Raw genomic sequence first — 12,729 nt, 5'->3', positions numbered from 1 at the left:
CCCTAACCCGGCGGGTGCGCCGCCGAGCGCCGGTAGTCGCCCGGTGTCATGCCGGTCCAGCGGCGGAAGGCGCGGAAGAATGAATTGGCATCGTCAAAGCCGAGCCGGAAAGCGATTTCTCCCAGCGACATATTGCCCTCGGTCAGGTACCGGCCGGCCAGTTCGCGGCGTACATCTTCGCACAACGCGCGGAAGCCCGTGCCTGCCGCCATCAGCCGGCGCTGCAGCGTGCGTTCGCTGATGTCGAGATGGCGCGCCACGGCGGCCAGGCTCAGTGCGCGCTCGCCGGCCAACTGGTGCAGGGCGGCGCGCACGTCGTCCAGCGATGCCGCCGCGTGCCGCGCGTCGCGCGTGGCGGCGGGCGCTGCCGGACGGCTATGGGCGCGGGCGACCAGGCGCAGCGACAGGTCGCGCCGGCCGAACACAATCGCGTCTTCGGCTTCGCCAAAGCGCACCGGGCAATCGAAGGCTTCGGTATAGCGCAGGTGCCAGTCGGGCTGGCCGATGCGCAGCGAGACCCGCAGCGGATGCAGCGGCTTGCGCGTGAACTGGCGCCCGAAGGCCAGCAGCGAGCACAACTCCATGTCGATGCGCGGGCGGGTGTCAGGCGCCTCCGGTTCGCTCGGGCGGATACAGACCCAGGCCTCTTCGCCCTGCCGGCGCAGTTCGATGCGGTCGCCCATCATCAGCTTCTGGTAGCGCGCGATGCGCCGCAGCGCCGTGCCCAGCGACGGGCCCGCCATGGCCGGCATGCCTGCCAGGCCGAGCAGGTCAGGCTGCATCCGGCTGCCCAGCCACAGGCCGATGGCGGGATCGCCGGTGGCCTGGTAGACCGCGCACAGCAGGTGGCTCGCCTGCTGGGGCCCGGCCTCGGGCGTGTCCGGGGTGGAAAGGGTTTCGGGATCGGAATCCGGAGCAGGCACGAGCGCCGACACATCGTAACCGCCTTCACGCAGCGCGTGCAGCAGGTCACGAGGGAACGGCCTGGCCTGGGTTGGCTCTTGGAGTGGCATTGTTATTGGCTGGCAAATTGGCGCAAGGCGCCTGTGCTAGCCCCCGGTAAGACTGAGATTACGCGGTGGTGGCGGCGCCTTCAAGGGCACGCGGGGGGAGGATGTGTGGCCAAGGCAGCGCAACCAGCGGGTTGGCCGGGGGGCGGGGCGCGGTCCTGCGAGAGGGTATCGACGGAGCTAACGAGAGTCGATGCGCCGGTCGATGCAACGCGTTGCCTAAAATTTGTGCGGTCCGGTGCGTTGCCGCACAGACTAAGGCTTCCGGGGAGAGGGAGGGCAGGATATCCACAGATTCTGTGGATATCACGCCAGGGTTTTCAACATGGGTTTGTGCGGCTGCCGCAATCTGCTGGAAACCGGTATGCTGCACAGCTTTGGGAACAGGACAACACTGCAGCAAGCTGCTACGGTGTCAACGCCGGATACCGTCCATGCCGCTATCGCGCATGATTCGCGCATGATTCGTGGCCTATTTCCATGGAAGTTGCTGCGTTCCTGCTGCCAGCTATCTCGGCTGGCATAACCGCAATGCCAAACTGCCTGCCGCCATGCCTCATGACCGGTCGTTCGCAGTGCCCGCCCGCCTGACCTGCCTAGCCACGTTGGCCGCCACTGCGGCGCTATGCGGCTGCGTGGCGCAATACCGGGTGCCATCGGGAGCCCCCACGGCCGGCGTGCGGCTGCTGACCAATACCGAAGAAATCACCTCGTTCGCAGTGGTCGACCCGGCCAAGTGCCCGGTGCCGGCGCGGCCGCTGGTCCTGGCCGGCACTGGCAAGCAGTTGTCGGCAATGGGCCGGGATCGCGAACTGGGTCTGCCGGGGCGCTCACCCGAGCCGCCGGCACGCACGCGCGAACGGCTGGTCGAGGCAGGCCGGCGCATCTACGTGGCCGTGACGTCGGTCGCCGAGCCGCCGTTGCCGGAGCAGCGTTGCGCGGCGGGCGTGTCGTTCGTTCCCGCGCCGGGGGGCCTCTATGAAATCCGGTACCAGCGCGACGATGCCGCGAGCCAGTGCTCGGCGCAGGTATTGCGAATGCAGCCGCTGGACGGTGGCGGTGCGCGCCTGACAGCGGAGCCAACGCAGAAGGGCTTCCGCGCGCTGCGCAAGGAGTATGTGTGCCAGGCGCTGTGACGGCGCCCTGGGCGGGGGCGGAACAATAGCGCGCCGGGCAGGCCCCGCCTGCCCGATGGGCGCGATTACTGCTCGATCAGGAAGCGCTCGGGGCGCTTGCCCAGCCATGCCGGGGCGCGGCCGCGGCCGGACCAGGTCTTGCCGGTCTTGGGATCCATGTACTTGGGCGGCAGCGCCGAGCCCGAAGCCGCCTTACTGCCGGCGGAACTCGCGGGGCGGCCGCGCTTGCGCCGGGGCATGATGTCTTCCGCGGTCAGGCCATATTCGGTCATCAGTTCGCGGATTTTGTCGATCACGCCGGCGACTTCCGTCGCGCGCACTTCATTCAGCTTGGCTTCCAGCGCTTCCTTCTCAGCCAGGAGTTGCTTGTATGTCGCCATTTATTTCCCCTTTCTGCAATTAGGCCGCTGCATGGTACTAGAACTTCAGGCGTCGGTTGACATAAAAATTTTACAAGAAATAACGGGGATTGCACGGATTGATTGTCATTGCGCACGGCTTCAGAGTTTTACAGCGCGCCATTGCAGTGCCGCCACTGCGCCAAATGACAATGCCACAGTCATTTCCGGCAAGGGAAAAACTGGCGCTGCCGATTTTTGCGCCTAGACTGGTTCTCTGCGTTGCACCACGCTTACCGGAGACGTCATGAACCAGCAGATCTTTGTCAATTTGCCCGTCCGCGACCTGGAAGAATCGATCGCGTTCTTCACCAGTCTTGGCTTTACCTTCAATCCGCAATTCACCGATGACACCGCCACCTGCATGATCGTTGGCGAGAACATTTTCGTGATGCTTCTGACCGAAGCCAAGTTCCGCGGCTTTGCGCCGAATGACATCTGCGATGCGCGCAAATTCACCGAAGTGCTGGTTTGCCTGTCGATGGAAAGCCGTGCGCGCGTCGATGAAATGGTGAATGCCGCGCTGACCGCGGGCGGCAATACCTACAAGCCGCCGATGGACCTGGGATTTATGTACGGGCATGGCTTCCAGGACCTCGATGGCCATGTCTGGGAGCTGGTGTACATGGATATGGCGGCAATGCAGAAGGCGCAGTAAGTCGCGCACCCAGTAAGTCGCGCACCAAAAAAAACAGCCCGGGAAAGCAGGAAGCCCGGGCTTGAAATCCACCTGGATCGCGGTGGAGGAGACAACTTGTCGTGGACGTCCCGGGTCAGTTGCCCGGGACGTGTCAGGCAGGATCAGATTGCCCAGCCGCCGGCATAGAAAGCAGCGAGCACCAGCGCGATGGCGACGGTGCCGACATTGAGCTTGCGCCATTCGCCGGCGATCACGCGGCCGACCACCAGGGTGCAGAAGCCCAGCATGATGCCGGTGACGATATTGCAGGTCAGCACGATAAACACGGCGCAGACCAGGCCGGCCAGCGCATCGACCAGGTCATCCATATGCAGGCGACTGACGCTGGACAGCATCAACAGGCCCACGTACATCAGCGCCGGCGCGGTGGCGTACGACGGCACCAGTGCTGCCAGCGGCGAGAAGAACATCACCGCCACGAACAGCAGGCCCACCACCACGGCAGTCAGGCCGGTCTTGGCGCCCGCGGCCACGCCGACGGTCGATTCGATATAGGCCGCTGCCGGTGCGCCGCCAAAGAAGCCGGAGAAGATCGAGCTGACCGAGTCCGCCGTCAGCGCGCGGCCGCCGTTGTGGATATGGCCGGCGGCGTTGAGCTGCCCGGCTTGCCCGGCCACGGCGCGGATGGTGCCGGTGGCGTCGAACACGGCGGTCATTACCAGCGCCAGCACGCTCGGCAGCACCGCCGCGGTCAGCGCGCCGCGCACGTCCATGGCGCCGATCAGCGAAGCGTGGCCCGGTGCGCTCAGCGACGGCAGCGCGAACACGCCGGTGTACTTCACCGCCGGATCGAAGATGAGGCCCAGCGCCGAGATCGCGATGATCACCAGCAGGATGCCGCCCGGCACCTTGCGCCGCTCCAGGCCGAAAATCGCCGCCAGGCCGAGCACCGACATCACCACCGGGAACGAGGTAATCTTGCCCAGCGCCACCGGCAGGCCGGCATGGGTGTTCTTGACCACCAGGCCGACTTCATTGGAGGCGATCAGCAGCAGGAACAGGCCGATGCCGATGCCCGTGCCATGCGCCACGCCTGCCGGCAGGTTGCGCAGGATCCAGGAGCGCACTCCGGTCACCGAGATCGCGGTGAAGATCAGGCCCATCAGGAACACAGCGCCGAGCGCGACCGCCGGGGACAGGCCCTGGCCCAGCACCAGGCCGAAGGCCATGAACGCGGTCAGTGAAATGGCACAGCCGATCGCGATCGGCAGCTTGGCCCACAGGCCCATCAGCAGCGAGCCGAAGGCGGTGGTCAGGCACACGGCGACAAAGACCGCGCTGCTGTCGAAGCCGGCCTTGCCGAGCATGCCGGGCACGACGAAGACCGCGTAGACCATTGCCATGAAGGTGGTGATGCCCGCCACCACCTCCTTGCGCTGGGTGCTGCCGCGCGCGGTGATCTCGAAATAGGCGTCGAGCCGGTTCCGGACCTCGGGGACGTTGGGGCGTGCCGCATCGGTTTCCGTCGCTGACGACGGATAGGGCTGCTCGATCATGATGAACTGTCTCCTTGCAGGGCGCTGCAACGTCCGTCGTACGGTGCGTCGTCAGGCTTGTCTCACGTGGTTCTGGCTGTTTTGGGCTGGAGGCCTGGGAGGTCTCGCCAACCCGCTGTTATCGGTGTGCCGGTTTGTCGTTGCCTTCTTGGACGGGCGTGATCTTGGCAAGGCTGAAGGCTAGGTGAGTGCGAGGGACTCGTCATAACCGCAGCAGAATGCGCGGCATGCGTCGGCGGGAATACCGAATGTGGAGGATGATTATCTTCGGCGCGAAAGCGCTCACCAGGTGGCGCTTGGGGCGCAGGGCATTATCACGTACAACATATACGGCCTATAGGGACTGACCCGGATGCCCGACGAGGTACTTCGTTATACTAGGGATAACCCTGAAATGCCTCGCGCAACCGGCCGGAATCCGGACAAATATGCCTTGCGAGGCACTTATTGTTCCTCCGCTACGGAAAAGGAAATATTGCCATGCAAGTGCTCGCCGATACGCTTTATCGTCAACCCCGCCAGGCCAAGCCCCAAGCCAGGTCCAGCGTCCATACCGCTGCCGAGCCGGCACGCGAGGTCGACTGCGAGGTCGACTATGACGCCCGCATGGGCAGTGGCCGCTCGTTGTCGGCACGTGTCCGCGGCTACTTCGCGCGCGGCTGGACGCTCTACCTCGACAACGCCCGCGCCGTCGCGCCGCTGACCCACCTGTAAAGGCGCTTCCGTGGCGCCGCCGGCGCTCAGTACATGCCGGTACGTGCCTTGAATGTCTGCAGGGTCCATCCGCGGCCCAGCAGCAGCCGGCGCGTGTGCAGGCCCTCTTGCTCCTGCGGGCTGACCGTTTCGCCCAGCCATGTCAGCGTCTTGTGGCGCAGGTCGACATAGCCGCCGGCGTAATCCACGCCAAGCGCTTGCCATAGCGCGTGCGCGCCTGCCGACTGGCGGGCGCCGCTCAGCAGGCAAAGCCCGCCTGCCAGCGCCCAGTGGTACAGCGCCTTGGCCAGGCCGCGGCGCTGGTAAGCGGGCGCAAACTTCGTATGCGGCGCACGCACCCATGGGTCGGTGCGCCGGCCCACCTCGATCAGGCGGTTGAACACGGTATAGCCGGCCAGCCGACGCTGCGTCACATCCTCCACATACACGTAGTACTCGCCGTCGGCTTCGCGGTAGCGCAGGCGCAGCGAGGGCGTGCCCGCCGGCAGCGCGGGCATGTCGTGCAGGCGGTCGCCGGGCCGGTGGATGCGATCGTGGAGCGAGTCCAGTTCGCGCTCGATCTCGTCCGGGGCGAGTTCCACGTCGATGCGCAAGGCCAGCGGGCGCGGCAGGGCCGGCACCAGGATCGGTACCAGGGCCAACATCGGGCCCAGGGCAGGAAACGGGAGCATGGCTGCGCCTCAGCTTTCGAGGAGCAGGTAAAGGGCGGCAAGCGCCACCATGGCAAGAAGGGTTTGGCGGTAGAGCTGAGGCATGGCTGGCTTTCTCCTGGCTGCATGATCAAGCGGATGCCGGATGGCGATCCGCGCCATGTGCCGTGCGGGGAAGCTCAGGTCTGCTGGAGGGTAGTGTCCCGAGCTGCCCGCACGGCCAGGAAAAGCACGGCGCTGCGGACCGCGCCGTGGGCGGCGTGGTCAATGGCGGTGCCCGGATGCTGCGCGGTCACGGCGAACGCCGCCGCCGGCAGGGCCGGGCAGTTCGATGCGGCGAAGCGGACGATGCGAGACATGGGGAGCAGTGTGTCGAAGATAAGCGTGAACCATGCTTATGCCATATTTGTGGTGCCATGTCCAGCTAACTTGCTGATATCCGCTATTATCTGCTGTTTACCGTTGCGCCGGCTCCGGGGCGCGGCCGCTTCGCAAACGGGGTTCGCGTCAATCTCAATTGTGAACACTGTCTACATGTACTAGACTCGGATGCATCATTCAACGGCCATCCCGCAGGAGCCATGATGACGACGTCCCCCGAAACCGGCCCGGTCACGCTGCTGGTCGCCACCACCAAAGGTGCCTGGTTCCTGACCAGCGACGCCGGCCGCAGCCACTGGCAGGTGGCAGGTCCCACCTTCCTTGGCCACACCATCCACCATATCGTGCAGGATCCCCGCGAGCCGTCGCGGATGCTGATGGCCGCGCGCACCGGCCACCTTGGCCCGACGGTGTTCCGCTCCACCGACGGCGGCAGCAACTGGACTGAGGCCGAGCGCCCGCCCGCCTTCGACAAGGCGCCCGAAGGAGAGACCGGCCGCGTGGTCGACCATGTGTTCTGGCTCACTCCCGGGCACGCCAGTGAACCCGGCGCCTGGTACGCCGGCACTTCGCCGCAGGGGCTGTTCCGCAGCACCGACCACGGCGCCACGTGGGAGCCCGTGTCGGGCTTCAACGACCACCCGATGTGGCGCAACTGGACCGGCGGCGAGCAGGACGGCACCCCCGACGGGCCCAAGATGCATTCCGTGCTGGTCGATCCGCGCGACAAGCGTCATCTCTATATCGGCATGTCCAGCGGCGGCGTATTCGAGAGCACCGACGCGGGTGCCGACTGGAAACCGCTGAACCGCGGCAGCCTGGCCACCTTCCTGCCCGACCCCAACCCGGAATATGGGCAGGACCCGCACTGCATGCTGCAGCACCCGGCCAATCCCGACATCCTCTACCAGCAGAACCACTGCGGCATCTATCGCATGGACCGGCGCGAAGGCGTATGGAAGCGCATCGGCGAGGCGATGCCCGCCGAGGTGGGCGACATCGGCTTCCCGATCGTCGCGCATCCGCGCGATGCGCGCACGGTGTGGGTGTTCCCGATGGACGGCAGCGATGTCTGGCCGCGCGTCAGTCCCGGCGGCCACCCCGCGGCCTATGTCACCCGCGACGCCGGCGAGACCTGGCAGCGCCAGGATCGCGGCCTGCCGCCCGAGCAGGGCTGGTTCACGGTCAAGCGGCAGGCCATGGCCACCGACAGCCATGGGCCGGTGGGCGTGTACTTCGGCACCACCGGTGGCGAGATCTGGGCCAGCGCCGATGAGGGCGAACACTGGCGCTGCATCGCCAGCCACTTGCCGCAGGTCTACGCTGTCAGCGTGGCGCGGCCGGCCTGAGTCGGAGGCAGCCATGCAAGTACGCATTGCCACGCCGCTGTTTTCCTATACCGGCCAGCGCGAGTATGTGGAAGCCCACGGCGCGAGCATCGGCGCGCTGCTGGACGACCTTGACCGCCAGTTTCCGGGGATGCGGTTTCGCATCGTCGATGAGCAGGGGAAGTTGCGCCCGTATATCCGGGTGTTCGTGAATCGGACGCAGTTGATGCGGCTGGATACGCCGCTTCAGGAAACGGACGAGGTGCATATATTGCAGGCGTTGGCGGGGGGCTAACGACCTTTCGCCCCCCTCAACTCTCCAGTTCCCGCGCCGATATCCAGGCATGACCCCTGCCGTCCGCCAGCCGCCGCGGCGGCACGGCAATGCACACACGGCGGCCACAGATCATTCAACGCACGGCACGGGAGCGACGCATGAGCAGTTCCATGAGGGACATCGACGAACGGACTAACCTCACCAACAACAACCAGTTCGAACTGCTCCTGTTCCGGCTGGGCGATGCCGAGCACAGCGGGCAGTCCGAGTTGTTCGGCATCAATGTGTTCAAGGTGCGCGAGATCCTGGTGATGCCGCCGGTGACGACCGTGGTCGGGGCCGACCCGTCGATCCTGGGCATGTCCGATATCCGCGGCCAGGTGATCCCCGTGATTGACCTGCCCAGGCTGGTGGGATGCAAGCCGCGCAACGGGCTCGGCATTCTGCTGGTGACCGAGTACGCCCGCTCGACGCAGGGCTTCGCGGTCGAGGCGGTGGAGGAAATCGTACGTCTCGAGTGGAACCAGGTGCACTCGGCGGAGGCCAGCGTGCGCACCGGCCACGTGACCAGCATCGCCAAGCTGGATGCCGGCACGGACCAGGCGCGTTTGGTGCAGGTGCTGGACGTGGAGCAGATCCTGCGCGACGTGCTGCCGACGCGGCAGCCGGACGTCGAACCGGGCTCGGTTGGCCCGCAGCTGAACCTGCGCCCGGGCCTCAAGGTGATCGCCGCCGACGACTCCGCGCTGGCACGCGGCCTGATCGAGCAGGGGCTGAAGGCGCTGGGCGCGCCGGTGCTGATGACCAAGTCGGGCAAGGAAGCGTGGGAACTGCTCGACCGCATCGCCGCCGAGGCGGCCAGCCACGGCAAGTCGGTGCAGGACGAGGTGGCGCTGGTGCTGACCGACCTGGAAATGCCCGAGATGGACGGCTTCACGCTGACGCGCAAGATCAAGGCCGACAGCCGACTGAAGCAGTTGCCGGTGGTGATTCACTCGTCACTGTCGGGCGAAGCCAGCGAGGAGCATGTGCGCAAGGTGGGCGCGGATGCCTACGTGGCGAAGTTCGTCGCCAAGGAACTGGCCGACACCATCCGCGAGGTACTGACGCGCTGAACGGCTGCCTTGGATCGCTGCCTGGATCGGCTTAGGCAGCACAAGGCACAAAATTCTTCAAGCTGCAAGCATTCCCGTACGTTTACGGTTTGCCTATTAAACGGGCACTCCAGTGCGAGCCAAGGCCGGCGCGCACTTGGCGGTTGTCAAGAGGGGGGATATCCACCGAAGCTGTGGATAGATCCTGTGGACAAGTCAGGCGTCCCGGCCAAATTGCCCGGGACGCCTGCCGGCGGTCCTGCGTGACCTCCACGCCCTGCCGCGCTCCCTTGCTCGCTCTCTCCCTTGTCTGGCCTGGCCCGGTTCCTTCCGGTCCCTTCCGGTCCCCTCTGGTCCGTTACTTGGGCTGCTCCACCGTGCGCAGGTAAGGCTTCAGTGTCTTGAACCCTTGCGGGTATTTTTTCTTCGCATCTTCGTCCGAGACCGATGTCGGGATGATGACGTCCTCACCCGGCTTCCAATTGACCGGCGTGGCCACGGTGTGCTTGGCATTGAGCTGCAGCGAATCCAGCAAGCGTAGCACTTCATCGAAATTGCGCCCCGCGCTCATCGGATACACCAGCATCGCCTTGACATTCTTGTCCGGGCCAATGATGAACACCGAGCGGATGGTGGCGTTGTCCACCGCCGTGCGCGGCCCGGCGCCGCTGGCTTCGGGGTGGATCATGTCGTAGAGCTTGGCCACAGTCAGGTCGGCGTCGCCGATCATCGGATAGTTGACGGTGGCGCCCTGGGTTTCCTCGATGTCCTTGGCCCAGCGCTGGTGGTCGCTGACGGGATCGATGCTCAGGCCGATGATCTTGGTGTTGCGCTTGTCGAATTCGGGCTTGAGCCGCGCCATGTAACCCAGTTCGGTGGTGCATACCGGCGTGAAGTCCTTGGGGTGCGAGAACAGGATCGCCCAGCTGTCGCCGATCCATTCATGGAAGCTGAGCTTGCCTTCCGTGGTGTCTGCGGTGAAGTCCGGGGCTTGTTCGCCCAGTCGAATCGCCATGGTTGCGCTCCTTGCAGTTGGCATGGGGGTGGAATAAGCGCGTTGCCGGCGTGCCGGCCGGCATCGCGCGCGATTGCCTGGCGCCTAGCGCAGGACCAGCACCGGGATCGTGCTGTGCGTCAGGACTTTTTGCGTTTCACTGCCGATCAGCAACGCCTGCAACCCGCGCCGCCCGTGCGACGACATCACGATCAGGTCGCAGCCGCGCTGCTCGGCGCACTGGATGATGGCTTGCCACGGGTGGTCATCGGTGGCGGTGACGGTGTCGCACGGCACGCCGGCCTGGCTGGCAGCACGCGTGACCGCGGCCAGGAAGGTATCGGCATGGCGCGCGGCCTCGGCCGCGAACGAGTCCTTGGTGTCCTGCAGGCTAGTCAGCCGGTATGTCATGACGTGGTACTCGGGAATCACATGCAGGCCGGTCGCGCGGGCGCCGATGCGGCTGGCGAAGGTCATGGCGCGGGCCACCGTCGCTTCGGCGCGTGCGGAGCCGTCGGTGGGGACAAGGAGGTGCTGGAACATGATGGCCTCCGATTGCAGTGAATAGCCGCGTCCGCCGGGCGGTTCCGCCCGGACCGTCCGGACGAGCCACTCCAGTATAGGAATTGGCCGGTGATAGCGACAGGTCGCCGACAGGTCGCCGACAGGGCTTTGCGGCGCCTTGGCGCAGCGCTTTTGCGCCGGTGCCCTTGGTGACGCGATGTCGCGGGCGCAAGCGGCAAGTGTCGGGTCGGCATGTCACTTGCATTAACATGTTGTTATCATCCGATGCACCTGCGCCATTCCCTCCGAGGTTGACCCATTGCAAGGAATTTCCGCATGATCGCGCTGCGCGAAGCATGGCAGGCCGGGCTGTTCCGCCGCGCCAACTGGCTGCCCAACCTTGTGTCTGGTGTGATCGTGGGGGTGGTGGCGCTGCCGCTGGCGATGGCGTTCGCGATTGCATCAGGCGCCAAGCCGGAGCAAGGGCTGTACACGGCTATCGTCGCGGGGCTGGCGGTGTCGATGTTCGGCGGCAGCCGCCTGCAGATCGCCGGACCCACCGGCGCGTTCATCGTGGTGCTGTCCGCCATTACCGCGCGCCATGGGATCGGCGGGCTGCAGCTTGCCACGCTGATGGCCGGGCTGATCCTTTTGGCGCTGGGCCTGGCGCGGCTGGGCGGCGTGATCCGCTACATTCCCGCCCCGGTGATCGTGGGCTTTACCGCTGGCATCGGCGTGATCATCTTCGTCGGGCAATGGCGCGACTTCTTCGGGCTGCCGACGGTAGCCGGCACCCACTTCCATGAAAAGCTCTGGCACCTGCTGCAGGCCCTGCCGCAGTGGCATGCGGCCACGACCGCGCTCGCGCTGGGGAGCCTCCTGCTGGTGCTGGGCGCGCCGCGGGTCCGCTGGCTGCACCGCGTTCCCGGGCCGCTGGTAGCGCTGGTGGTCGCTACCGCGGTGCAGGCGCTGTTCCGCTTCGACGGCGTGGCCACCATCGGCAGCGCCTTCGGCGGCCTGCCGCGCGGGTTGCCGGCGCCGTCGCTGCCGGAGATCTCGCTGGCGCGCATGATCGAGCTGGCAGGACCGGCCTTCACCATCGCCATGCTGGGCGCGATCGAATCGCTGCTGTCCGCGGTGGTGGCCGACGGCATGGCCGGCACCCGGCACGATTCCAATCAGGAGCTGGTGGGGCAAGGCATCGCCAATATCCTGGCGCCGCTGTTCGGCGGGATTGCCGCCACCGGCGCCATCGCCCGCACCGCCACCAATATCCGCAACGGCGGCAACAGCCCGCTGGCCGGCATCGCCCATGCGCTGACGCTGGTGCTGGTGCTGCTGTTCCTGGCACCGCTGGCCGCGAGCGTGCCGCTGGCGACGCTGGCCGCGATCCTGTTCGTGGTGGCATGGAACATGAGCGAGGCGCGCCAGTTTGCGCGCATGGTGCACCGAGCGCCGCGCGCCGACGTGGCGATCCTGCTGATCACCTTCACGCTGACCGTGCTGACCGACCTGGTGGTCGCGGTCAATGTCGGCGTGATCCTGGCCATGCTGCAGTTCCTGCGGCGCATGTCGGCTTCGGTGGAAGTGACGCGGCAGGACGCGACGGGCATTGAGCGCGAACTAAGTGTCGAAGGGGACGCGGCCGATTCCCTGGCGGCCCGGATGCCGCCGGGTGTGCTGGTCTACGCCATTGACGGCCCGTTCTTCTTCGGCGCGGTCGAAGCCTGCGAGCAGGCGCTGGTGCACACCCACACCGAGCCGCGCGTGCTGCTGATCCGCCTGGGCCGGGTGCCGTTCATCGATATGACCGGCTTGCAGACGCTGGAAGCCGTGATCCGCACGCTGCGCCGCCGCGGCGTGGCGGTGGTGCTGACCGAGGCCAATGCGCGCGTGCGGCACAAGCTGGAGCGGGCCGGGGTGCTGGCGGCGCTGGGGCAGGAAAATTTTGCGGATGCGCTGGCGCATGCGGTGCGGCGCTGCGGCGTGTTGGCGGAAGAGGGCGGTATGGAACGGGATCGCGAGGACACGGGCGCCTCGCACTGAT

General features: G+C 66.2%; 14 protein-coding genes. 7 read left to right on the top strand and 7 right to left on the bottom strand.

The window, feature by feature from the left end:
• Positions 1 to 2: 2 nt before the first annotated feature.
• Positions 3 to 1,013 carry an AraC family transcriptional regulator ligand-binding domain-containing protein gene (locus tag ACIP1U_RS12125; protein ID WP_400314958.1) on the bottom strand — a complete coding sequence of 337 codons (1,011 nt, stop codon included), beginning with the start codon at positions 1,011 to 1,013 and terminating at the stop codon, positions 3 to 5.
• Between the two features lie 548 nt (positions 1,014 to 1,561).
• Here ACIP1U_RS12125 and ACIP1U_RS12120 point away from each other — a divergent pair.
• Positions 1,562 to 2,146 carry a hypothetical protein gene (locus ACIP1U_RS12120; RefSeq protein ID WP_400314957.1) on the top strand — a complete coding sequence of 195 codons (585 nt, stop codon included), beginning with the start codon at positions 1,562 to 1,564 and terminating at the stop codon, positions 2,144 to 2,146.
• A 65-nt stretch (positions 2,147 to 2,211) separates the two neighbouring features.
• On the opposite strand, the gene ACIP1U_RS12115 is transcribed toward ACIP1U_RS12120, so the two are convergent.
• The gene (locus ACIP1U_RS12115) at positions 2,212 to 2,526 is read right to left on the bottom strand and encodes an H-NS histone family protein (protein WP_400314956.1); all 315 of its coding nucleotides are present in this window, start codon (positions 2,524 to 2,526) and stop codon (positions 2,212 to 2,214) included.
• Between the two features lie 265 nt (positions 2,527 to 2,791).
• Here ACIP1U_RS12115 and ACIP1U_RS12110 point away from each other — a divergent pair, with 265 nt between their 5' ends.
• A complete protein-coding gene (locus tag ACIP1U_RS12110; protein ID WP_400314955.1) occupies positions 2,792 to 3,202 on the top strand; it encodes a VOC family protein in 411 nt (136 codons plus the stop codon).
• Between the two features lie 143 nt (positions 3,203 to 3,345).
• Here ACIP1U_RS12110 and ACIP1U_RS12105 read toward each other — a convergent pair whose 3' ends face one another.
• A complete protein-coding gene (locus tag ACIP1U_RS12105; protein WP_400314953.1) occupies positions 3,346 to 4,740 on the bottom strand; it encodes an NCS2 family permease in 1,395 nt (464 codons plus the stop codon).
• A gap of 480 nt (positions 4,741 to 5,220) precedes the next feature.
• Between ACIP1U_RS12105 and ACIP1U_RS12100 the strand changes: the two genes are divergently transcribed.
• Positions 5,221 to 5,454, top strand: a complete 234-nt coding sequence (locus ACIP1U_RS12100) for a hypothetical protein (RefSeq protein WP_400314952.1) — start codon at positions 5,221 to 5,223, stop codon at positions 5,452 to 5,454.
• A 26-nt stretch (positions 5,455 to 5,480) separates the two neighbouring features.
• On the opposite strand, the gene ACIP1U_RS12095 is transcribed toward ACIP1U_RS12100, so the two are convergent.
• Complete coding sequence (locus ACIP1U_RS12095) at positions 5,481 to 6,098, bottom strand: N-acetyltransferase (protein WP_400315435.1); 618 nt, start codon at positions 6,096 to 6,098, stop codon at positions 5,481 to 5,483.
• Between the two features lie 185 nt (positions 6,099 to 6,283).
• On the bottom strand, positions 6,284 to 6,463 hold the full coding sequence (locus ACIP1U_RS12090; protein WP_400314951.1) for a glycosyl hydrolase: 180 nt from the start codon (positions 6,461 to 6,463) through the stop codon (positions 6,284 to 6,286).
• 222 nt (positions 6,464 to 6,685) lie between these two features.
• Here ACIP1U_RS12090 and ACIP1U_RS12085 point away from each other — a divergent pair, with 222 nt between their 5' ends.
• From ACIP1U_RS12085 to ACIP1U_RS12075, 3 genes are all read left to right on the top strand, one after another.
• Positions 6,686 to 7,834, top strand: coding sequence for a glycosyl hydrolase (locus ACIP1U_RS12085; RefSeq protein ID WP_400314949.1), 1,149 nt, complete (start codon positions 6,686 to 6,688; stop codon positions 7,832 to 7,834).
• A 13-nt stretch (positions 7,835 to 7,847) separates the two neighbouring features.
• Positions 7,848 to 8,108, top strand: coding sequence for a MoaD/ThiS family protein (locus tag ACIP1U_RS12080; protein WP_400314948.1), 261 nt, complete (start codon positions 7,848 to 7,850; stop codon positions 8,106 to 8,108).
• A gap of 140 nt (positions 8,109 to 8,248) precedes the next feature.
• Positions 8,249 to 9,205, top strand: coding sequence for a chemotaxis protein (locus ACIP1U_RS12075; RefSeq protein ID WP_400314946.1), 957 nt, complete (start codon positions 8,249 to 8,251; stop codon positions 9,203 to 9,205).
• A gap of 337 nt (positions 9,206 to 9,542) precedes the next feature.
• On the opposite strand, the gene ACIP1U_RS12070 is transcribed toward ACIP1U_RS12075, so the two are convergent.
• Both ACIP1U_RS12070 and ACIP1U_RS12065 read right to left on the bottom strand, forming a co-directional pair.
• Complete coding sequence (locus tag ACIP1U_RS12070; RefSeq protein WP_400314944.1) at positions 9,543 to 10,199, bottom strand: peroxiredoxin; 657 nt, start codon at positions 10,197 to 10,199, stop codon at positions 9,543 to 9,545.
• 84 nt (positions 10,200 to 10,283) lie between these two features.
• Positions 10,284 to 10,721: a universal stress protein gene (locus ACIP1U_RS12065; RefSeq protein ID WP_400314943.1), complete on the bottom strand. Its 438-nt coding sequence runs from the start codon at positions 10,719 to 10,721 to the stop codon at positions 10,284 to 10,286.
• 297 nt (positions 10,722 to 11,018) lie between these two features.
• On the opposite strand from ACIP1U_RS12065, the gene ACIP1U_RS12060 reads away from it, so the two are divergent.
• On the top strand, positions 11,019 to 12,728 hold the full coding sequence (locus tag ACIP1U_RS12060) for a SulP family inorganic anion transporter (RefSeq protein WP_400314942.1): 1,710 nt from the start codon (positions 11,019 to 11,021) through the stop codon (positions 12,726 to 12,728).
• The last annotated feature ends 1 nt before the right edge of the window (position 12,729 follow it).

Origin of the sequence: Cupriavidus sp. NPDC089707, assembly GCF_044748965.1 — a bacterium.
GTDB lineage: Bacteria > Pseudomonadota > Gammaproteobacteria > Burkholderiales > Burkholderiaceae > Cupriavidus.
Note: the sequence above shows the minus strand (reverse complement) of the source record. Positions and strands in the feature narration are given on the sequence as shown.

Coding starts and splice junctions, on each gene's coding strand:
- ACIP1U_RS12060 (WP_400314942.1), top strand. CDS start 11,019: ATGATCGCGCTGCGCGAAGCATGGCAGGCCGGGCTGTTCCGCCGCGCC.
- ACIP1U_RS12100 (WP_400314952.1), top strand. CDS start 5,221: ATGCAAGTGCTCGCCGATACGCTTTATCGTCAACCCCGCCAGGCCAAG.
- ACIP1U_RS12085 (WP_400314949.1), top strand. CDS start 6,686: ATGATGACGACGTCCCCCGAAACCGGCCCGGTCACGCTGCTGGTCGCC.
- ACIP1U_RS12110 (WP_400314955.1), top strand. CDS start 2,792: ATGAACCAGCAGATCTTTGTCAATTTGCCCGTCCGCGACCTGGAAGAA.
- ACIP1U_RS12125 (WP_400314958.1), bottom strand. CDS start 1,013: ATGCCACTCCAAGAGCCAACCCAGGCCAGGCCGTTCCCTCGTGACCTG.
- ACIP1U_RS12115 (WP_400314956.1), bottom strand. CDS start 2,526: ATGGCGACATACAAGCAACTCCTGGCTGAGAAGGAAGCGCTGGAAGCC.
- ACIP1U_RS12070 (WP_400314944.1), bottom strand. CDS start 10,199: ATGGCGATTCGACTGGGCGAACAAGCCCCGGACTTCACCGCAGACACC.
- ACIP1U_RS12095 (WP_400315435.1), bottom strand. CDS start 6,098: ATGTTGGCCCTGGTACCGATCCTGGTGCCGGCCCTGCCGCGCCCGCTG.
- ACIP1U_RS12105 (WP_400314953.1), bottom strand. CDS start 4,740: ATGATCGAGCAGCCCTATCCGTCGTCAGCGACGGAAACCGATGCGGCA.
- ACIP1U_RS12120 (WP_400314957.1), top strand. CDS start 1,562: ATGCCTCATGACCGGTCGTTCGCAGTGCCCGCCCGCCTGACCTGCCTA.
- ACIP1U_RS12075 (WP_400314946.1), top strand. CDS start 8,249: ATGAGCAGTTCCATGAGGGACATCGACGAACGGACTAACCTCACCAAC.
- ACIP1U_RS12080 (WP_400314948.1), top strand. CDS start 7,848: ATGCAAGTACGCATTGCCACGCCGCTGTTTTCCTATACCGGCCAGCGC.
- ACIP1U_RS12065 (WP_400314943.1), bottom strand. CDS start 10,721: ATGTTCCAGCACCTCCTTGTCCCCACCGACGGCTCCGCACGCGCCGAA.
- ACIP1U_RS12090 (WP_400314951.1), bottom strand. CDS start 6,463: ATGTCTCGCATCGTCCGCTTCGCCGCATCGAACTGCCCGGCCCTGCCG.